Below are 20,078 nucleotides of genomic sequence, written 5' to 3' on the forward strand. Positions count from 1 at the left end.
TCGGGTATGTCGGCTCTGGCGGCCAAGGCCGATCCGCATCAACCGGCGCGCGCACCGGGCCGCCGGCTCGTCGCCTGGCTCGACGAGCGGCTCGCGATCCTGTTCCTGATCCCGGGCCTCGCCTGTCTCTCGGCCGTCATCCTCTATCCCGTCGCCTATAACGCGGTCGTCGGCTTCACCAATGCCAGCCTGATGTTTCCAGGCTGGCGCTTCGTCGGCACCGCCAATTTCGAGGCGACGCTGGCCGATCCGCTGTTCTGGCGCGCGACGCTGAACACCCTGGTCTGGACCGCCTGCTCCGTCGCCGGGCAGCTGCTGCTCGGCCTCGTCGCCGCGCTCGCGCTGGAACAGGTCACGGTCGGGCGTACCACACTTCGGCTCGCGCTGATCGTGCCCTGGGCCTTCCCCTCGATCGTGATGGCCTTTGCCTGGCGCTACATGCTCGACCCGCTCTACGGCGTGCTGAACTTCCTGCTGATGCAGGTCGGACTGATCGACGCGCCCCAGCAATGGCTGGGGTCCCCCGATCTGGCGATGCCGACCGTGATCGTCATGAACATCTGGTTCGGCTTTCCCTTCATGATGGTCGCGATCGTCGCGGGCTTGCAGACCATCCCGCAGGAACTCTACGAGGCCGCCGATATCGACGGCGCCGGCGCCTGGCAGAAATTCTGGTATGTCACCTTGCCGGCGCTCTGGCAGGTCATTGCCACCGTCGTGATCCTGCGCACGATCTGGGTCTTCAACAATTTCGACTTCGTCTTCCTGACCACCGGCGGCGGACCGATCGACGCCACCACGACCCTGCCTGTCTACGCCTACAATGCCGGCTGGCAGCAATATGACCTCGGCCGCATGGCGGCGGTGGCGCTGGTCATGATGGTGATCCTCGGCTTCATCCTCGCCGTCTATTTCCGCCTGCTCCGCCTGCAGAAGAAGACCGGGGAGGCATGAGCATGCGCAGCCGGAACTGGACCCTCGCCGCCTATGCCGCCTGCGCGCTCTTCGCCGTCTTCGCGCTGGCGCCGCTGCTCTGGATGATCTTCTCGTCGCTGAAGCCCTATGAAGAGCTCTACAACTTCCCACCCACCTTCGGCATTTCGAGTCTCGGGCTGCATTATTACGAGAAGGTGCTGCTCTCCTCGCCCTTCCCGCAATTCCTCGCCAACAGCCTGATCGTCTCCATCGTCTCGACGCTGATCAGCGTGCTGTTCGCGGCGATGGCCGGCTGGTCGCTGGCGCGGGCGCGCTTCCGCGGCCAGTGGCTGATCCTCAATACGGTGCTGCTGGCCTATCTCTTCCCGCAGGCCCTGATCGTGCTGCCGCTGTTCACCGCGATCGCCAAGATCGGCCTCGCCAACACCTATCTCGGCCTGATCCTGGCCTATGTCACCTTCACCTTCCCGTTCTCGACCTGGATGTTGACCGCCTATTTCGCCAAGGTGCCGATCGAGATCGAGGAAGCCGGGCGCATGGACGGCGCCAGCAACCTGACGATCTTCTGCCGTCTCGTGCTGCCTCTGGCGGCGCCCGGCATCGTCACGGTCGCGATCTTCTCCTTCATCAACGCCTGGAACGAATTCCTCTACGGGCTCGTCATCCTCGGCGGCGGAGAAAAGCGCACGCTGCCGGTCGGCCTCTATAATTTCGTCGGTGGCGAGTTCGCCCAATGGGGTGAGATGATGGCTGCGACCAGCCTGACCATGCTGCCCACGCTGCTGCTGTTCCTCTTCATCCAGCGTCGCCTCGTCGGAGGCCTGACCGCCGGTGCCGTCAAGAGCTGAGCCAGATGCCCAAGAGCCCGACGTCCAAGAGCCAGATGCCTAAGCCGAACCTCGTCTTCGCGATGAACCCGGACGTGACGCCGGACCTGATCACGCCGGAATTGCGGGAGCGTCTCTCCTGCTCCTGTACGCTCGCCAACCGGGAGCCGCTGCGCGACTACGAGACGGCGGAGGCGCGGCGCCTGCTGGTTGAGGCCGAGATTCTCTTCACTGGCTGGGGCGCGGCGCGGATCGATGCACCGGTTCTGGCGATCGCGCCGCGACTGCGCCTGATCGCCCATGCCGGCAGCGCGGTGAAGCCGGTCGCGGGCCGGGAGGTCTGGCAGGCGGGCATCGCCGTCACGGCCGCCGCCATGGCGAACGCCCTGCCGGTTGCCGAATACGCCCTGGCGATGATCCTGCTCGCCAACAAGCGGGCCTTTCCCGTGCGCGAGCGCTTCCGTGCCGAGCGGAAGCTCTGGCAACCGCAATGGCTCGCTCCCGGCGAGCCCGGCAATTACGGCGCTGTCGTCGGCATCGTCGGCGCGTCGCGCATCGGGCGGCGGCTGCTCGCGCTGCTCAAGCCGTTCGACCTGACCATCCTGGTCTGCGATCCCTACCTGACGGAGGATGAGGCGCGCGCGCTCGGAGTCGAGAAGGCCACCCTGGCGGAGCTGATGGCCCGCTCGGACGTCGCCAGCCTGCACGCGCCCTCGCTGCCCGAAACCACCGGAATGATCGGCCGCGCCGAGCTCGCCGCGATGCGCGACGGGGCGACGCTGATCAACACGGCGCGCGGCGCACTGGTCGACCACCTCGCGCTGACGGAGGAGCTCGTTTCGGGCCGCCTCAATGCGATCCTCGACGTAACCGAGCCGGAGCCGCTGCCGCCTGATTCACCGCTCTACGCCTTGCCCAATGTCGTGCTCACCCCGCATATCGCCGGCGCGGCCGGCTACGAGACACGGCGCATGGCCGAGCTGCTGGCTGACGAGATCGAGCGGTTCGTCGCCGGCCAGCCGCTGCTGCATGTGGTGACGGCCGAGATGTTGCCGCGGGTCGCCTGAGCCATGCGCCTGCTGCTCCACACCATGGCGACGCCCGAGCTCGATCCGATCGAGGCGCTCGACCTCGCCAAGGACCTGACGCTCGATGGGCTCGATCTCATCTGCCAGGCCGGCTATCGCTGCGCGATCGCACCCGATGCCCCGCTCGAAACCGCGCGAGAGCTGCGCACCGAGGCGGAGAGGCGCGGCCTCGTCATCGCTGCGCTCACGCCCTATGAGAAACGCTTCAACAGCCTGCTCGCCAGCGAACGCGAAGCGGCCGTCGCGAGCCTGATCCACGCGGTCGATCTGGCGGAAGCGCTGGGTGCGGCCAGCGTGCGCGTCTTCGGCGGCGCGGAGGTGCCCGATGATGAATGGGGCAGCGCGACCGGCCGGCTCGTCGAGAGCCTGAAGCGCGTTGCGCCCTATGCCGCGGAGCGCCGGATCGGCCTGAACATCGAGAACCATGACGGCACCATGGCCGACACGGCGACCCGAACCTACGAGATCCGGCGGCGTGTCGGGGAGAGCAATGTCGGGATCGTCTACGACCCCGCAAACCTGATCCGCGACGGGAAAGAGGGTTTTCCGGAGAGCTTTGACATCCAGGCCGACGCGATCCGGCTCGTCCACGTCAAGGACTACAGCTTCGTGCCCGGATCGCTGCGCCGCGGCGTCGACGAGAACAGCCGCCGGTCCGTGCCGGTGGGGCGCGGCGACGTGCCGTGGAGGGAGATCTTCAAGGCGCTCGGGGCGCAGGGCTACGATGGCGATATCACGTTCGAATACGAGATGCGCTGGGTGCCGGAGCAATTGCCGCCGACCCGCATCGGCGTCGCCGAATCGCGCGACTTTGTGCGCCGTGCTCTGCTCGACGCTGCAAAGGGCAGTGTCCGTCGGGAGATTTAGCGGGGTCGACAGTCGCGGATGCCGCAGCCGATATCCGGTTTCGGGCAGCCGCCCGATCTCCGCATCTGGCGCTTCCCGCCAGCACGCTCAACTCATCAGACAAAGCAAACCTCAGGCCGTGTGAGCTGGCGCACAGTGTTGGTGCGACATGCGTCCTAGTCTCTTGCCGGGGTGGCTCGATTGCTGACCTGGGTCGAGCATTCGCAGGATTTTTACTGATCATTTTGACGACAAGTCATCGTCTTGTTTGTATTCTGGCAGCCGGCTGCCATGATCTGTGGACCAAGATCTGAGGACAGTGTGCGTAGAGGTCGAGGCCTCCCGTGACGCGCTTGATCAAACTCGCGGATTGGACCGGCGACAAGCGCGGCAATGTCGTGTTCATTCACGGCCTTGGCGGCCATCCCTATGAGACATGGCGACATGCCGATCCCGATTCCGCGTTCTGGCCGAACTGGCTGGCGGAAGACGTCAAAGGCCTGGCCGTCTATTCCCTCGGCTATGTCTCGCCGCCGACCAATTGGGTCGGGACAGCGATGCCGCTGCTCGACGAAGCCGCTCACGCCCTGCGGGTGCTGCTGAGCAGCGCAGAGCTGAAGACAGGCCCGATCACCTTCGTCTGCCACAGCCTCGGCGGGCTGATCGCCAAGAACATCATCCGCTCCGCGCGGGAACAAAGCGACAGCCCCGAGATCGCGGATTTCTATGCCCGTGTCCGGCAGGTCGTGTTCATCGCCACGCCCCATACCGGCGCCGGCAAGGCGACGCTTCTTGAATGGCTGAGCTGGTTGACCTGGCCGACCGCATCGGCTCGCAATCTGGTCGCGAACAATCCGGGACTGCGGGACCTCAATTTCGGCTATCGCAAGCTGGCCGAGCTGCGGGCGCACGAGTTGGTCCATCTCGTCTATTACGAGATGCTGGACACGCTCGTCGGCGGCATCGTCGCGCCGGCATCGGCCGATCCGGGGCTGCCGAACTGCCGCCCGACCCCGATCCGCGAGGACCACATCACGATCGCCAAGCCCGGGCATCGCGACGACCTCGTCTATGCGGAAACCAGGGCCCTGGTCGCCAAGCTCGCCCCGGAACCGGCCGATCCGGGAACGCTGCGGACATATGCGCCCGAGCCATTCCGGATGGAATGGTCCTGGAAACACCTTGTTCCCAAGGCTCTCCGCCTGGCGGTGCTCGCGCTTCTCGTGGCGGGAGCGTGGATCGGCGTGCCCTGGCTGCGTTCCACCTATGCCGGCATTCAGGACAGCCAGCGCAAGATCGCGGACACGCAGGCTGCGACCAAGGATATCAGCGAGAAGATCGGCGCGCATTTGCAGGCGGTGGCCGCGGACACGGCGGCGAGGGAGCGCGTCCCGGTCGAGACCTTGCAGGCAATCCTGGCCGAAATGGGCGATGGCGCCAGGACGAGCGATACAGCCGAGATCACCCGGAAGCTGACGGCGAAGGCCGTCGAGTTCAAGGGTCTGAATGAACGGCTGAAGCAGCTCACCGACGCCGATCCGGAGGTGTCCCGCCTGAGGGCCTCCGCTGCCGACGAGTTGGCCAGGGGGCGTTTCGCCAAAGCCGATGCCGACCTTGCGGCAGCCGAAGCGCGCGATCTGACGGTCACCGAGAATCTGGAGGCGCTGACCCGGAAGAAACGTCTTTCCGCGGCCGAGAGCCGGGCGGAGCGAGGCTCCGCGGCCAAGCTTCGCGCCAACCCGGATGCCTATCGCGAAGCGGCGGACCATTATGCCGAGGCCGCGCGGATCGCCGGGACGGCCGATGCCGGCGCCGCGCGTGACTATACGCAGCGACAGGCGATGACGCTGTACGATCTTGGCTCCGAATTCGGCCTGAACGCGGCGCTGCTCGAAGCCATCGCGCTTTACCGCACGCTGCTGAAGAGCGTCAGTCGCAGCCAGGAGCCGCTCGACTGGGCGATGACGCAGAGCAGTCTCGGCAACGCCCTCTGGGCGCTCGGGCAGCGTGAAGGCGATACGGCACGGCTCGAGGAGGCGGTGACGGCCTATCGCGCGGCGCTCGTGGAGCGCAGGCGCGAGCGCGTGCCGCTCGAGTGGGCGATCACGCAGAACAATCTCGGCAACGCCCTCCAGGCGCTCGGGCAGCGCGAGAGCGGGACGGCGCGGCTCGATGAGGCCGTGGCGGCCTACCGCGCGGCGCTGGAGGAGCGGACGCGCGACCGCGCGCCGCTCGATTGGGCGATGACCCAGAGCAATCTCGGCAACGCCCTATGGACGCGGGGGCAGCGCGAGAGCGGGACGGCGCGGCTCGAGGAGGCCGTGCTGGCCTACCGCGCCGCGCTCGAGGAGCGGACACGCGAGCGCGTGCCGCTCGACTGGGCGCTGACGCAGAACAATCTCGGCCTCGTGCTCTGGACGCTCGGGGAGCGCGAGGGCGGGACGGCGCGGCTCCAGGAAGCGCTGAGCGCCTATCACGCGGCGTTCGAGGAAATGCCGCGTGAGCGCATGCCGCTGATCTGGTCCGGTGCCCAGGCCAATCTCGGCTTCGTGCTGATGACGCTCGGGCAGCGCGAGGGCGGGACCGCGCGGCTCGAGGCTGCGGCAGCTGCTTTCCGTGCGGCGCTCGAGGAACGGACGCGCGAGCGCGTGCCGCTGCTCTGGGCGGGCACCCACGCCACGCTCGGCAGCGTGCTCTGGATGCTCGGGCAGCGTGAGAGCGGGACGGCGCGGCTCGAGGAAGCGGTGAGCGCCTACCGCACCGCGCTTCAGGAAGTGACGCGTGAGCGCGTGCCGCTCGACTGGGCCACGCTGCAGACCAATCTCGGCAGCGCCCTGATGACGCTCGGGCAACGCGAGAGCGGGACGGCGCGGCTCGAGGAGGCGGTGACGGCCTGTCGCGCGGCGCTCGAGGAATTGACGCGCGAGCGCGCGCCTCTCCTCTGGGCGACGACACAGAACAACCTGGCCAACGCGCTGCTGTCGCTCGGACAGCGTGAAAGCGGGACGGCGCGGCTCGCAGAGGCGGTGGCGGCCTACCGTGCCGCACTCGAGGAGTGGACGCGCGCGAGCGTGCCGCTCGACTGGGCGAAGACGCAGACCAATCTTGGCAACGCGCTGATCGCACTCGGGCAGCGTGAGAGCGGATCGGCACGGCTCGATGAGGCGGCAACGGCCTATCGCGCGGCGCTCGAGGAATTGACGCGCGAGCGCGTGCCGCTGCTCTGGGCTGCCGCGCAGCACAACCTTGGCAATGCCCTGCAGGGGCTCGGGGACCGTGAGAGTGGGACGGCACGGCTCGAGGAGGCGGCGGCGGCCTATCGCTCGGCGCTCGAGGAACGGACGCGCGAGCGCGTGCCGCTGGAATGGGCGATGACACGGAACAACCTGGGCAATGCGCTGTCACGGCTCGCGCAGCGCGAGCGGGGGACGGCGCGGCTCGCGGAAGCGGTGGCGAGCTATCGGGCGGCGCTGGAGGAATGGACGCGCGAGCGCGTGCCACTCGACTGGGCGACGACACAAAACAACCTGGGCAATGCGCTTTCAAGGCTCGGGCAACGCGAGGGCGGGACGGCGCGCTTCGAGGAGGCCGTGGCGGTCTATCGCGCGGCACTCGAGGAGCGGATGCGCGAGCGCGTGCCGCTCGACTGGGCGATGACGCAGAATAATCTCGGCTTCACGCTCTCCCTGCTCGGGGAACGTGAGAGCGGGACGGCGCGGCTCGAGGAGGCGGTGGCGACGCAGCGCGCGGCGCTCGAGGAGCGGACGCGCGAGCGCACGCCGCTCGGCTGGGCGACGACGCAGGACAGCCTCGGCTACGCGCTCTCGGCGCTCGGACAGCGTGAGGTCGGGACGGAGCGGCTGGAGGAAGCGGTGACGGCCTACCGCGCGGCGCTCGAGGAACTGACGCGCGAGCGCGCGCCGCTCGGATGGGCGACCAGCTTCGGCAATCTGGGCGTCGCGCTGCGGCATATCGCGGAACGCCGCAACGACCCCGTCCTGGCGAAGCAGGCCGTCAGCCAGCTCGAGGCTGCCGTCGAGGTGCTCAGGCAATCAGGGGATGGCCCTGACATCGACATCTACGGGGGTGAGCTTGTCGGAGCCCGCGCTGTCGTGACGAGGCTGGACGGACGTCCCTAGCTGCCATGCATGATCTTTGTCTGTCGTCACGGCTTTCGGTGCTTCTCCACTTCCCGCTTGACCATGTCGTAGAGGGGCCTCGGTCCGAACTCCGCCAGTGGCTGACCGTTCACGAAGAATGTCGGCGTCTGCTTCACCTCCAGCGTCTTCACATCGGCCATGTCCTTCTGAAGCAGTTCGTCGAGCTCGGGCAGTGCCGCGTCACGCTTGCCCTGCCCGATATCCAGTCCGGCTTCCCCGGCACGGCGCCAGGCGATCTCCAGATCGGGCTTGTCGTGGTCGGCCCATTCCGGCTGGAACTGCAGCAGCGCGTTCAGGACCGGCTCGAGCTTGCCCTGCCGCCGGGCGGCCTCGAGGATCTTGACCGCCATGTTCGAGCCCTCGTGAAACGCCGTGTAGCGAATGACGAGCCGGACATCGTTCGGAAAGAGCCCGAGGATCTGCTTCAGCGGCGGATAGAAGGCCCGGCAGGCCTCGCATGACGGATCGAAGAACTCGACGATCGTCACGGGCGCGTCGGGTGGCCCGATCATCGGTGAATGATCGCGCACCAGCGCTTCGGCCGTGGTCGCGGCGAGGGCCTGGGCGCGCCGGACCTGTTCGTTCCGGTAGTAGACCGTCGAGCCGGAAAACAGCGTCAAGGCCAGGATCGCCGTCAGGATGACGGTGGCGCGGCGGTTCATGGCGCGTTCCTCTTGATCGAGACGACGAGCAGGACCGCGATGGCGGAGAAGGCAGCCAGCGACAGATAGGGCAGCGGCAGCCCGCCGAGGATGGTCATCTCCGCGCTGGCGCAGGAAGGCCCCTGCGCACAGGGCTGGATGTCCTCCGGAATGAAACCGGCATAGAGCAGGCTATGAAACCCGGCGACCAGCCAGCCGCCGGCGGCCAACGGAACGGCATAGACCCAGGCCCTGCTGTCGCTCCTGAAGCAGGCAATCGCGAGCATGATCGCGAGGGGGAACATGAAGGCGCGCTGGTGCCAGCACAGGCCGCAAGGCGCCTGGCCCACGACCTCGCCGATGAAGAGCGCTCCCAGGCTCGCCCCGAGGGCAACGAGCCAGGCCAGGAAGAGGTAGCGCCAGCCATCGCTGTCGCCGGTCTCGGTTGTGAGGGTTGCCATGGTCTGACCGCTCCTTTCATTCAGACGAGCGAAGGGGTTGAAAAGCGCGATGCCGGCGCGAGCGGGGGACGATGCGCCGATGATGGGTGGAGCTCCGCGCGATCGTCCTCATTTGAGAACCATCCTGATCTTGGCGAGCGCCGGCGCTTCGTCCTCGTGATAGTCGATCATCGTGCGGAAGCTGCCATCGGCTGCCATCACGTAGACCGAGGACGAATGGTCCATGGTGTAACCGGACTCCGTCGGGACCTTCTTGGCGTAGGCCTTGTAGGCCTTGACGGCGGCCTCGACCTGCTCGGTCGAACCGGTCAGCCCGACGATCCGCCTGTCGAATGACTGGAGATAGAGGGCGAGCTGCCGGGGCGTGTCCCGCTCCGGATCGACGCTGATGAACAGCACCTGCAGCTTGTCGGCGTCCCTGCCCAGCTTCGCCAGACGGTTGCTGGCTTCGAACAGGGTTGTCGGGCAGACTTCGGGACAATGGGTGAAGCCGAAGAAGACCAGCATCGGCTTGCCACGGAAGTCGGCATCGGTGACCGCCTGGCCGCGATGGTCGACGAGGCCAAAGGATCTGCCGATCGGCGCTCCGGCAGCCTGCCCCATGCCCTTCAGGGCACGCGCGCCATCGACCTGCCACCAGCCGAGAAGCAACGCCGCAGCAAGGAAGCCGACGAGAGCGACAGCGCCCCAGGCGGCATGGCGAATGAGCTTGAGAACCCGCATCGGCCCCTCAACGCCCTTCATGCCGTGGATCGGCGCCCGACGGCGCAATGACGAGCGCGGCGGCAAGCGCGCGCGCAAATTTCGGTTTCATGGACACTGGACCCTGGAGACGTGGACATCTGCCGCGAAGCCGCGGCGTTTGCGGGACCGTCAGCCCAGGGAGGGAGGTGCGCGTGACCCATGCGCCCGGCCGGGGCGTGCGCTCGGCGCATCCGGACAGGCGTCATCGTAGCTTACGGCGATGAAGCGCGCCGGATACCGGACCTGCTGCGGGTCCGCCGGGGGCGCTGCAAGGAGCGTCGTCGCAGCCGACATCCCCCAGACGCAGCAGGTATTGGTGCCCTCGACATGGGACGGCACTGTGTCACCGGCGGCTCCGCCCCCGCACATCACGGCGGTCCCGAAGGTGCCCGAACCGAGCCCCGTGGCAGCATGGGCTGCACCGGAAACGCCGGCGGCGACGAGTTGGAGCAGCAGCACATAGGCGAATGTCACGGCTATGAGGCCGCGCCAGATTCCGCTGCTGAACCGTCCCGGGATCATGCGACATCAGTAGTTCAGCCGGAGCCTGGGGCGCAATGCTCGGAGATCTCCCGGTACCTGAGCAGTTTTGTCGCAAGCGCGTTTTGCTCTTGAACCTCCAGTCACTTCAGCTTGTATCGAAGAGCGCGTGCCCGGGCGTTGGTCCGGGCCCATCCCTCTCGCCGACATGCGACAGGTCCCCTGGCGGACCGGGTCGCGCAGTCTCGAACCGGAAGCGCCTGATGCAAGATCGAGCCCGCCGCCTGGTCGCCGTCATCGCGATCGCCGCCGCGACCCTGGCAATCGATCAGGCAAGCAAATGGCTGATCCTCGAGGTGGTGATGGATCCGCCTCGGACGATTTTCATAGCGCCGTTCTTCAATCTGCGCCTCGGTTTCAATACGGGCATCAGCTTCGGCATGTTCGGCGACCTGCTGCAGCGCTGGCCCGAGCTGCTCGCCCTCTTCAAGCTCACCGTCGCCGCGGCATTCCTGCTCTGGGCGAGCGTCACGCCAGATCATTCCGAGAGGCTCGGCCTCGCGCTGATCGCCGGCGGCGCGCTGGGCAATGCGCTTGACCGCTGGCGCCAGGGCGCCGTCACCGACTTTCTCGACATCCATTGGGGCGATTGGCATTGGCCGACCTTCAATGGCGCCGATATCGCGATCAGCCTCGGCGTCGCCGCCATGCTGTTTGCCAGCCTGCCCCGACGCCGCGACGAGCGAGCGTCGCCCGCGAAGCAACCCTGCCCGGAGCAGGCCGAATGATCAGCCCCTGGCTCGGACGATGTGTCGAGGCCCTGAGCAATGCGCAGCGCGTCGAATTTTCCTCGGCAAGCGCGGCCGGACCGGTATGTGGAAGGCCGTTAACGCCATGTCAGGCCCGTTCGCGCACCCTCTCCTTCATGCAAATCCGTCCGACCCGTTCCTTTGTTAGATTGGCTGCCGCGCTCGCGCTCGGCGCCTCCGTCCTGTCCGGCTGCGTCGTCGGCGAGGGCGACACGCGCCACCTGCAGCCGCTGCCAGCCAAGCTGGTCGCGCAGATGTCCGCCAAGGGCATGACCCAGGCCGACCCGATCTTCGTGCGGATCTACAAGAAGGAGAGCGAGCTCGAAGTCTGGAAACGCGATCGCAGCGGCAGCTACGCCCTGCTGAAGACCTATCCGATGTGCCGCTGGTCCGGACAGCTCGGCCCGAAGAAGCAGGAGGGCGACCGGCAGGCGCCCGAAGGCTTCTATACCGTCACGGCGGATCTGATGAATCCGCGCTCCCAGTTCTATCTCTCGTTCAATCTCGGCTATCCGAACACGCTCGAGCGCTCCCTGGGCTATTCCGGCTCCGCGCTGATGGTCCATGGCGCCTGCACCTCGGCCGGCTGCTTCGCCATGACCGATGACGGCGTCACCGAAATCTTCGGCCTGGCGCGCGAGGCCTTCGCATCCGGACAGGCCAGCTTCCAGGTCCAGGCCCTGCCCTTCCGCATGACGCCCGAAAACATGGCGCGCTATCGCGGCAACGCGAATATCGCCTATTGGCGCAATCTGAAGGAAGGCGTCGACCATTTCGACGCGACGCGGCAGCCGCCCAGGCTCGCCGCCTGTGGCGGGCGTTACGTCTTCAACGTCAATGGCGACACCAGTTCCTTCGATCCGGCCGGTCCCTGTCCGGCCTATGAGGTCGAGCCGGCGGTCCAGAGCCTGGTGAGTGCGCGGAACGCCCGCGACGAGGCGCGCGTGGCCGAATTCGTCTCCGCCGGCGTCCCCGCCACCAGCTTCGCCTATGCCGATGGCGGCATGCATCCGCGCTTCCGCAATCTCCTCAGGACGATGGGGCCCGAGCGCATGCAGGCCATGGTCTCCGGAAAGATCGCGATCAGTCGGCCTGAAGCGGCCTTGAAGGACCCGTTCGATGGCGATGCCCCTGCCGAGCCGGCGACCACCGGCTCGCTCGGCACCGACTGAATCCGGCTAAAGAACCGAGTCGGCGCTTGCCGTCGATCCGGGATGCCCCGTTCTACCACCTGCCCGAGAGCCTTACCCAGGGTTTGGACCGGATTGCCCTGCAGGGGACAACGCGATCTCCAGCCGGGTGAGGCCCGCCCGCTAAAGCACGCGCCAACCTGATGGCGCGGCGATCAGGTCGGATCACGCGTTCTCTATCAATCGTTTAGCGCCGGATCCGATCAGATTGATTCAACCCGATCGGATCCCGCTCTGTAGCCGCTGCCCCACCAGAACACCCTTCGTGACGGCTCGTGGGCTGGAATGCCTCTTGCTTCCAGCACGCCGGCTTGACTCCCGCAAACGCCTATTTCAATAAGGTGATTGAATAGGTCGTATGAACGGGATCGGCATGACTGAGAGCCAGCCGGCTGCCACGGCAGATCGCATTCTCGATGTGGCTGAGGAGATGTTCGCCGAGCAGGGCTATCGCGCCGTCTCGGTGCGCTCGATCACCCGCGCCTGCGACGCGAATATCGCCGCCGTGCATTATCATTTCGGCTCGAAGCAGATCCTGCTCGAGGAGATCTTCGCCCGGCGCTCGGGCGCCATCAACGCGGCACGCCTGAAGCTGCTGGACGATTGCGCCGAGCAGCCCGGCCGCGCGCCGGTGCTGGAGCAGGTGCTCGAGGCCTACCTGCGCCCGTCCTTCGCCCAACCCTCGGATGACGAGGGCGCGCGCCGCTTCATGCGGCTGCGCTCCGTGGTCGCGCATGAGCAGGCCGAGCTGTCGAAGAACCTGATCGCCAAGCACTTCAACGCCACGAGCCAGCGCTTCATCGCGGCAATCGCGGCCGCAACGCCGCATCTCTCGGCCAACGACGTCTTCTGGCGCTTCCACTTCCTGCTCGGCGCGCATTACTACACGCTGTCGAACCCGGGCCGCATCCAGGCGCTTTCGGGTGATCAGTGCGATCCGGCCGATCTCGAAGCCGCGCTGGCCGAGATGGTCACCTTCGCCGCCGCCGGCTTCCGCGCCCCGCCCTGCGACCGGTCGCAGCTCAGCTTTACCCCCATCACCAGCCAATCCGCCTGAGCGACCCAGCTCGCGAGGAGCCTGTTTCCATGCCTCTATCTCTCGTCGATCGCGTCACCTCCCTGAAGCCGTCAGCCACGGTCGAGATGACCGAGCGGGTGCGCGCAGCGCGCGCGTCCGGCCGGCGTATCCTGGCGCTCTCGAGCGGCGATCCGAGCATCGACACCGATCCGCGCATCATCGACGCGGCCGAGCGCGCGATGCGCGGAGGCGCGACGCATTACGGTCCGGCGGCTGGCCTGCCAGCCCTGCGGGAAGCCATCGCCCAACGCGAACAGGCGCGCTCCGGCACCGCCTACGACCCTGCCGACATCATCGTCACGCCCGGCGGCAAGTTCGCGCTGCTCACCGCCCTGATGGCGACGGTCGAGGCCGGCGACGAGGTGCTCGTCCCCGAGCCGGGCTGGGTCAGCTACGGCCCCTGCGTGCGGCTCTGCGGCGGCACGCCCGTGCCGCTGGCGTTGCTCGATCGGCTCGATCTGGAGACGCTGGAGCGCGCGGTCACGCCGCGTACCAAGGCCGTCATCATCAACTCGCCGGTGAACCCGACCGGCCGCGTGCTGAGCGCCGAGGAGATTTCCGGCCTGGTCGATCTCGCCGTCCGGCACGACATCTGGATCATCTTCGACCAGGTCTATTGCGACCTGCTGCATGATGGCCGCTTCCCGAGCCCGCAGGCGCTGCCGGGCGGCCGCGAGCGCACCTTCGTCGTCGACAGCTTCTCCAAGACCTTCGGCATGACCGGCTGGCGGCTCGGCGCGCTGATGATGCCCGCCGGACTCTCCAAGGCCGTGCTCAAGTTCATGCAGCATTCGGTCTATTGCGTGCCGGACTTCATCCAGCTCGCCGGCATCACCGCGCTCTCGCTCTATGACGAGGTCGTGCCGCAATACCGGGCGACCTTCCGCCGTCGTCTGGAGACCGCCGTGGCCGGCCTTTCGAAGATCGAGGGCATCACCACGAGCATGCCGTCCGCGACCTTCTATCTCTTCCCGTCGATCGCGGCCGACGATGTCGCCGTCGCCAAGCGCTGGCTCGACGAGATCGACGTCTCGTCCCTGCCCGGCTCCTTCTTCGGCGCGCCCGGCAAGGGCCATCTGCGCCTGTCTCTGACCTGCCCCGACGCCGATCTCGAGGAAGCCCTCGAGCGCATCGCCCGCGTCGGCCTGGCGGCTTGACCACAGCAAACAACCAAAACCAGGGGAACCAAAGGCCATGATCAATCGCAGGGAATTCAGCCTCGCCGCGGCCGTCGTCGCGGCGGCGGCGCTAGCGCCGCTCGGCGTCGCGCAGGCGCAGACCGACAGCATGAGCAAGATCAAGGAGCGCGGCACGATCAGGGCCGGCGTGAAATACGACACCCCGCCCTTCGGCTTCCTCGACGACAAGAACGAGCCGGCCGGGTTCGACCTCGATATCGTCCGCAAGATCGGCGAGAAGCTCGGCGTCAAGGTCGAGTTCGTGAAGGTGACCTCCCCGACCCGCGTGCCGCTGCTGGTCAGCGGCAATGTCGATATCGTCGCGGCGTCGATGACCCATACCCGCGAGCGCGACAAGGCGATCGATTTCAGCATCACCTACTATACCGGCGGCCAGTCGCTGATGGTCGCGAGCGACAGCAAGGTCACCGGCCTGAAGGATCTCGACGGCAAGGAGGTCGCGGTCCAGCAGGGCACGACGCTGGAGAAGAACATCGCCGCCGCGGCGCCCAAGGCCAAGATCACCGCCTTCAAGGACTATAACAGCGCCTGGCTGGCGCTGGCCCAGGGCCGCGTCGAGGCGCTGACCGGCAGCCTCAACATCCTGCAGGGCTTCCTGAAGGACAATCCGAAGTTCAAGATCGTCGGCGAATTGTTCAGCGTCGAGCCCTTCGGCATCGGCATCCGCCAGGGCGACGCCGAACTGCGCGACGCCGTGAACTTCGCCCTCCAGGACCTGTGGACCTCCGGCGAATACGCCGCGCTCTACCGCAAATGGTTCAACGCGGACCCGACCTATCCCATCGAAACCTGGCCGTGAAAGCGGAATTCGGCGGGCCGAAAGGCCCGCCGGCACAAAAGGTCTGACCGGTGAATTACACCCTGCAGTTCGGCCCGATCTGGGACAACCGGGCGCTCATCCTGGACGGGTTCGTGACCACGATCCTGCTCTCGGCGGCCGCGCTCGTGCTCGCCATCGTCATCGGCACCCTGGTCGGCACGGCCGCGACGGCGCAGGCCCGGTCGCTGCGCGTGCTCTCCATCGCCTATGTCGAGTCGATGCGGAACATCCCGCTGCTGATCCATATGTATTTCTGGTATAACGGCCTGTCTTTCCTGAAGATTCCGGCGTTCTGGTGCGGCGTCCTCGGCCTCGCGCTCTATTCGGGCGCCTATGTCGCCGAGATCGTCCGCTCCGGCATCGGCAGCGTGCCGCGCGGCCAGCGCCAGGCGGCGCTCGCCAGCGGCCTCACCAACGCGCAGGCCATGCTCTTCGTGGTCTATCCGCAGGCGCTCCGCGCCATCATCCCCTCGCTCGCCAGCGTGTTCTCGCAGCTGATCAAGGATTCCTCGCTCGCTTCGGTGATCGCGGTCGCCGACATCACCTACCAGGCGAGCGCGATCGAGGGGCAGACCTTCCGTACCTTCGAGATCTACATCACCGTCTGCCTGCTCTATCTCGCGCTGGTGACCGTGGTCAGCCAGACGCTGACCATCCTGTCCGGCACGCGCGACGGCCTCGCCCGGAGGGTCGCCGATGCCTGAGGTCATCCTCAAGAACCTGCCCTTCATGCTGCAGGGGCTGGCGACCAGCCTGCAGATCTCGGCGATGGTCGCGCTCGGCGGCACGCTGCTCGGGCTGATCGTCGCGGTGATCCTCTACAGCCGCGTGCCGGTGCTCTCAGTCGTCTCGCGCGTCTATATCGAGTTCATCCGCGGCACGCCGCTGCTGGTCGTGCTCTTCATCGCCTTCTTCGGCCTGCCGGCCCTGTTCGGCTACCAGACCACCGCCTACAAGGCGACGGTCGTCGCCTTCATCCTGTTCATCGGCGCCTATCTCGCCGAGGACATCCGCAGCGGCCTGATGACGGTGAAGCCGACGCTGACGCAGGCCGCGCTCGCGACCGGGCTGACGCAGGGCCAGGCGCTGCGCTTCGTCGTCGTGCCGCTCGCCGTGCGCCGCATCATCCCGACGCTGTTCAACCAATATGTCCGGCTCTTCAAGTTCACCTCGGTGGCCTCGGTCATCGGCGTCGCGGAGTTCACCGGCAACGCCATGCTCGTCAACGCCCGCGAGTTCCAGCCGGTGACGATCCTCGCCTTCGTCGCCCTCACCTATCTGGTGATCTGCCTGATCCTCTCCGGGATCGGCCGCTGGCTCTATGCGCGGCTGGCGGTGAGCTGATGGCGGCTTCTCTCAAGGTCAACGCAATGGACAAGCCCACCATCGTCATCGACGACGTCTCCAAGGCCTATGGTGCGACGCAGGTGCTGCGCCATTGCAGCACGAGGATCGCCAAGGGCGAGGTCGTGGTCGTCTGCGGGCCCTCGGGCTCGGGCAAGAGCACGCTGATCAAATGCATCAACGGGCTGGAGCCGTTCCAGTCCGGCAGCATCACGGTCGAGGGCGTCGAGGTCGGCTCGCCCCGGACCAACCTGCCGAAGCTGCGCATGCGGATTGGCATGGTCTTCCAGCATTTCGAGCTCTACCCGCACATGACGGCGCTGGAGAACATCATGCTGGCGCAGGTCCGCGCCCTGAAGCGTTCGCGCGCCGAGGCGGAAGCCCGCGCCCGCAGCCTGCTCAAGCGTGTCGGGCTCGAGGCCAAGGCCAATGCGAAGCCGGCGAACCTGTCCGGCGGCCAGCAGCAGCGCGTCGCCATCGCCCGCGCGCTCGCACTCGACCCGCAGGTCATGCTGTTCGACGAGCCGACCTCCGCGCTCGATCCCGAGATGATCAGCGAGGTGCTCGACGTGATGATCGAGCTCGCCGGCGAGGGCATGACGATGGCGGTGGTGACGCATGAGATGGGCTTCGCCAGGCGCGTCGCCGACCGTGTCATCTTCATGGACCAGGGCTGCATCGTCGAGGACGCGGCCAAGGAGCAGTTCTTCGCGGCCCCGGCGAGCGAGCGCGCCCGCGAATTCCTGTCGAAGATCCTGGCGCATTGAGTTCCTGGCGCACTGAGTTCCTGGCGCACTGAGAATTCGGCCCACAGAGAAGAGTTCGGCGCCGGGTGGCGACCGCAACGCAAGGGAGGTTCACGATGCAAATCCCCGTCAGATGCATGCTGATGCGCGGCGGCACGTCCAAGGGCGCCTATTTCCTGGCTGAGGACCTGCCCTCCGACCCGGCCGCCCGTGACCGGTTGCTGCTCAGCATCTTCGGCTCGCCCGATGCGCGCCAGGTGGACGGCGTCGGCGGCGCCCATCCGCTGACCAGCAAGACCGCGATCGTCTCGCGCTCCGCCCTGCCCGATTGCGACATCGACTTCCTGTTCGGCCAGGTCGGCATCGCCCAGCCGGTCGTCGACACCACGCCGAATTGCGGCAACATCCTTTCCGGCGTCGGCCCCTTCGCGATCGAGCGCGGCCTGATCAAGCCGACGGGCGACCAGACCCGCGTCCGCGTCCGCACCATCAACACCGGCACCATCGCCGAGCTGCTGATCGAGACGCCGAACGGCAAGGTCAACTATGCCGGCGACGCCCGCATCGACGGCGTGCCCGGCACCGCCGCGCCGGTGACCATCGACTTCCTCGATGCCGCCGGCTCCGTCTGCGGCTCGCTGCTGCCGACCGGCAATGTCGTCGACCATGTCGCGGGCGTCGACGTCACCCTGATCGACAACGGCATGCCGGTCATCGTGCTCGCCGCCTCGGCAGTCGGTCGCACCGGCTATGAAAGCCGCGAGGCACTCGACGCCGACAAGGAGCTGAAGGCGCGGCTGGAGGAAATCCGCCTCGCCTGCGGCCCGCTGATGAATCTCGGCGATGTCAGCAAGAAGGTCGTGCCGAAGCTCTCGCTGGTCGCGCCGCCACAGCAGCCGGGCGGCCATGTCTCGACCCGCAACTTCATCCCGCATGAATGCCACGCCTCGATCGGCGTCTTCGCGGCGGTGACGGTCGCCACCGCCTGCGTGCTGCCGGGCTCGCCCGCGGCCGCCGTCGCCAAGGTGCCGGAGGGCCGGATCAAGACGCTCTCGGTCGAGCATCCGACCGGCGAGTTCAGCGTCCGCATCGAGGTCGGCGGCACGGCTGAAAAGCCGGTCGTCGAGCGCGCCGGGCTGCTGCGCACCGCCCGCGTCCTCTTCGACGGCACGACCTACGCCAAGGCCGACGCCGCCTGATCCCTTCCAAGCTTCAACATCGAAAGTCCAAGTTATGACTGCTTCTCAAAAGACCGGACTCGTGGTCACCGCCCATCCGGGGGATTTCGTCTGGCGAGCCGGCGGCGCCATCGCGCTGCACACCGCCAAGGGCTATCGCATCAAGATCGCCTGCCTCTCCTATGGCGAGCGCGGCGAGAGCCAGTTCGCCTGGAAGAAGGCCGGTGTCAGCATGGCCGAGGTCAAGGAGCAGCGCCGCGACGAGGCGCAGCGCGCCGCCGAACTGCTCGGCGCCGAGATCGAGTTCTTCGACGCGGGTGACTATCCGCTGCGCGGCACCGAAGAGATCCTCGACCGGCTGGTCGACATCAATCACGAGCTGAAGCCGTCCTTCGTGCTGACGCACGCCCTGGCCGACCCCTATAATATCGACCATCCCGAGGCGACGCGGCTCGCCCAGGAGGCGCGCATCATCGCCCAGGCCATGGGCCACAAGCCCGATCCGAACCGCGCCTATTCGGCCCCGCCGGTCTTCCTGTTCGAGCCGCACCAGCCCGAGCAGTGCGATTATAAACCTAACGTCATCCTCAACATCGACGATGTCTGGGAGAAGAAGCGCGCCGCCTTCGAGATCCTGGCCGCGCAGAAGCATCTCTGGGAATACTACACCCGCGTCGCGTTGAACCGCGGCATGCAGGGCGGCCGCAACTCCGGCCGATCGATGACCTATGGCGAGGCCTATCAGCGCCTCTTCCCGATGGTTCTGGAGGAACTCGCGTGAAAAACATCGTCGTCCGCAACATTCCCCGCGCCGAGGCCGGGGTCATCGCAGACCTCGCCGATTGCGGCGTCTCGGCCAGCCATGAAGCGATGGGCCGCTTCGGCCTGCTGAAGCCCTACATGCGCCCGGCCTGGGCCGGCGCCGCCATTGCCGGCAGCGCCGTGACCGTGCTCGCGCAGCCCGGCGACAACTGGATGCTGCATGTCGCGGTCGAGCAGTGCCAGCCCGGCGACGTGCTCGTCGTCGCCGTCACCACCGACAATACCGACGGCATGTTCGGCGACCTGCTCGCGACCTCGCTGATGGCGCGCGGCGTCGTCGGCATCGTCATCGATGCCGGCGTGCGCGACGTGAAGGCGCTGCACGAGATGGGCTTCCCGGCCTGGTCGCGCGCGATCTCGTCGAAGGGCACGGTCAAGGCGACGCTGGGCGCGGTCAACGTCCCGGTTGTCTGTGCCGGCGCGGCGGTCAGCCCGGGCGACGTCATCGTCGCCGATGATGACGGCGTGCTGGTCGTGCCGCGGCGCGAGGCCGCCGATGTCGCGGCCAAGGCCAAGGCGCGCAAGGCCAACGAGGACGAGAAGCGCCAGCGCCTCGCCTCCGGCGAGCTTGGCCTCGACATGTACAAGATGCGCGAGGAACTGGCGCGGCAGGGGCTGGTCTATGTCGACCACGCCGATGAGGCGGGCTAGCCTGTTCGACAGGCGCGACTTGGGGGAACGCTTGACCGCCCAGAAGCCGACATTGGCG

At 67.1% G+C, this 20,078-nt stretch carries 20 protein-coding genes; 16 read left to right on the forward strand and 4 right to left on the reverse strand.

Annotated features, from left to right (window positions below):
• The first annotated feature begins 6 nt into the window (after nt 1–6).
• The 5 genes from EV560_RS17520 (at nt 7) to EV560_RS17540 (ending at nt 7,836) form a co-directional block, all read left to right on the forward strand.
• On the forward strand, nt 7–954 hold the full coding sequence (locus EV560_RS17520; protein ID WP_131857066.1) for a carbohydrate ABC transporter permease: 948 nt from the start codon (nt 7–9) through the stop codon (nt 952–954).
• Complete coding sequence (locus EV560_RS17525) at nt 951–1,784, forward strand: carbohydrate ABC transporter permease (protein ID WP_131857067.1); 834 nt, start codon at nt 951–953, stop codon at nt 1,782–1,784. The genes EV560_RS17520 and EV560_RS17525 overlap by 4 nt, the downstream gene beginning before the upstream one ends.
• 35 nt (nt 1,785–1,819) lie before the next feature.
• Complete coding sequence (locus EV560_RS17530; RefSeq protein WP_131857275.1) at nt 1,820–2,830, forward strand: hydroxyacid dehydrogenase; 1,011 nt, start codon at nt 1,820–1,822, stop codon at nt 2,828–2,830.
• Nucleotides 2,831–2,833: 3 nt separating this feature from the next.
• Entirely contained in the window at nt 2,834–3,718 is an 885-nt protein-coding gene (locus EV560_RS17535) for a sugar phosphate isomerase/epimerase family protein (protein ID WP_131857068.1), read from the forward strand.
• Between the two features lie 323 nt (nt 3,719–4,041).
• Entirely contained in the window at nt 4,042–7,836 is a 3,795-nt protein-coding gene (locus EV560_RS17540) for a tetratricopeptide repeat protein (RefSeq protein WP_131857069.1), read from the forward strand.
• Between the two features lie 26 nt (nt 7,837–7,862).
• Here the strand turns inward: EV560_RS17540 and EV560_RS17545 are convergent, their stop codons facing one another.
• From EV560_RS17545 to EV560_RS17560, 4 genes are all read right to left on the reverse strand, one after another.
• On the reverse strand, nt 7,863–8,519 hold the full coding sequence (locus EV560_RS17545; RefSeq protein WP_131857070.1) for a DsbA family protein: 657 nt from the start codon (nt 8,517–8,519) through the stop codon (nt 7,863–7,865).
• A complete protein-coding gene (locus EV560_RS17550; RefSeq protein WP_131857071.1) occupies nt 8,516–8,959 on the reverse strand; it encodes a disulfide bond formation protein B in 444 nt (147 codons plus the stop codon). The genes EV560_RS17545 and EV560_RS17550 overlap by 4 nt, the downstream gene beginning before the upstream one ends.
• A gap of 108 nt (nt 8,960–9,067) precedes the next feature.
• Nucleotides 9,068–9,682, reverse strand: coding sequence for an SCO family protein (locus EV560_RS17555; protein ID WP_131857072.1), 615 nt, complete (start codon nt 9,680–9,682; stop codon nt 9,068–9,070).
• A 150-nt stretch (nt 9,683–9,832) separates the two neighbouring features.
• A complete protein-coding gene (locus EV560_RS17560) occupies nt 9,833–10,225 on the reverse strand; it encodes a hypothetical protein (RefSeq protein WP_131857073.1) in 393 nt (130 codons plus the stop codon).
• Between the two features lie 35 nt (nt 10,226–10,260).
• Here EV560_RS17560 and lspA point away from each other — a divergent pair, with 35 nt between their 5' ends.
• From lspA to EV560_RS17615, 11 genes are all read left to right on the forward strand, one after another.
• Nucleotides 10,261–10,971, forward strand: coding sequence for a signal peptidase II (gene lspA / locus EV560_RS17565; RefSeq protein ID WP_248312099.1), 711 nt, complete (start codon nt 10,261–10,263; stop codon nt 10,969–10,971).
• Nucleotides 10,972–11,108: 137 nt separating this feature from the next.
• Entirely contained in the window at nt 11,109–12,164 is a 1,056-nt protein-coding gene (locus EV560_RS17570; protein ID WP_131857276.1) for a L,D-transpeptidase family protein, read from the forward strand.
• A 391-nt stretch (nt 12,165–12,555) separates the two neighbouring features.
• Complete coding sequence (locus tag EV560_RS17575) at nt 12,556–13,239, forward strand: TetR/AcrR family transcriptional regulator (RefSeq protein WP_165923518.1); 684 nt, start codon at nt 12,556–12,558, stop codon at nt 13,237–13,239.
• A gap of 29 nt (nt 13,240–13,268) precedes the next feature.
• The gene (locus EV560_RS17580) at nt 13,269–14,417 is read left to right on the forward strand and encodes a pyridoxal phosphate-dependent aminotransferase (RefSeq protein WP_131857076.1); all 1,149 of its coding nucleotides are present in this window, start codon (nt 13,269–13,271) and stop codon (nt 14,415–14,417) included.
• Between the two features lie 37 nt (nt 14,418–14,454).
• Entirely contained in the window at nt 14,455–15,258 is an 804-nt protein-coding gene (locus EV560_RS17585) for a transporter substrate-binding domain-containing protein (protein ID WP_131857077.1), read from the forward strand.
• 50 nt (nt 15,259–15,308) lie between these two features.
• Entirely contained in the window at nt 15,309–15,983 is a 675-nt protein-coding gene (locus EV560_RS17590; protein ID WP_131857078.1) for an amino acid ABC transporter permease, read from the forward strand.
• On the forward strand, nt 15,976–16,623 hold the full coding sequence (locus EV560_RS17595) for an amino acid ABC transporter permease (RefSeq protein WP_131857079.1): 648 nt from the start codon (nt 15,976–15,978) through the stop codon (nt 16,621–16,623). Before EV560_RS17590 ends, EV560_RS17595 begins: the two co-directional genes overlap by 8 nt.
• Nucleotides 16,623–17,390, forward strand: a complete 768-nt coding sequence (locus EV560_RS17600) for an amino acid ABC transporter ATP-binding protein (protein WP_131857080.1) — start codon at nt 16,623–16,625, stop codon at nt 17,388–17,390. The genes EV560_RS17595 and EV560_RS17600 overlap by 1 nt, the downstream gene beginning before the upstream one ends.
• Nucleotides 17,391–17,485: 95 nt before the next feature.
• Nucleotides 17,486–18,568 carry a 4-oxalomesaconate tautomerase gene (locus EV560_RS17605; RefSeq protein ID WP_131857081.1) on the forward strand — a complete coding sequence of 361 codons (1,083 nt, stop codon included), beginning with the start codon at nt 17,486–17,488 and terminating at the stop codon, nt 18,566–18,568.
• A 34-nt stretch (nt 18,569–18,602) separates the two neighbouring features.
• Nucleotides 18,603–19,328 (forward strand): PIG-L deacetylase family protein, encoded by a 726-nt coding sequence (locus EV560_RS17610; protein ID WP_131857082.1) that lies wholly within the window; start codon nt 18,603–18,605, stop codon nt 19,326–19,328.
• Complete coding sequence (locus EV560_RS17615; RefSeq protein WP_131857083.1) at nt 19,325–20,020, forward strand: 4-carboxy-4-hydroxy-2-oxoadipate aldolase/oxaloacetate decarboxylase; 696 nt, start codon at nt 19,325–19,327, stop codon at nt 20,018–20,020. The genes EV560_RS17610 and EV560_RS17615 overlap by 4 nt, the downstream gene beginning before the upstream one ends.
• Nucleotides 20,021–20,078 lie beyond the last annotated feature (58 nt).

Source organism: Allobosea sp. BK604, from assembly GCF_004341515.1.
Taxonomy (GTDB): domain Bacteria; phylum Pseudomonadota; class Alphaproteobacteria; order Rhizobiales; family Beijerinckiaceae; genus Allobosea.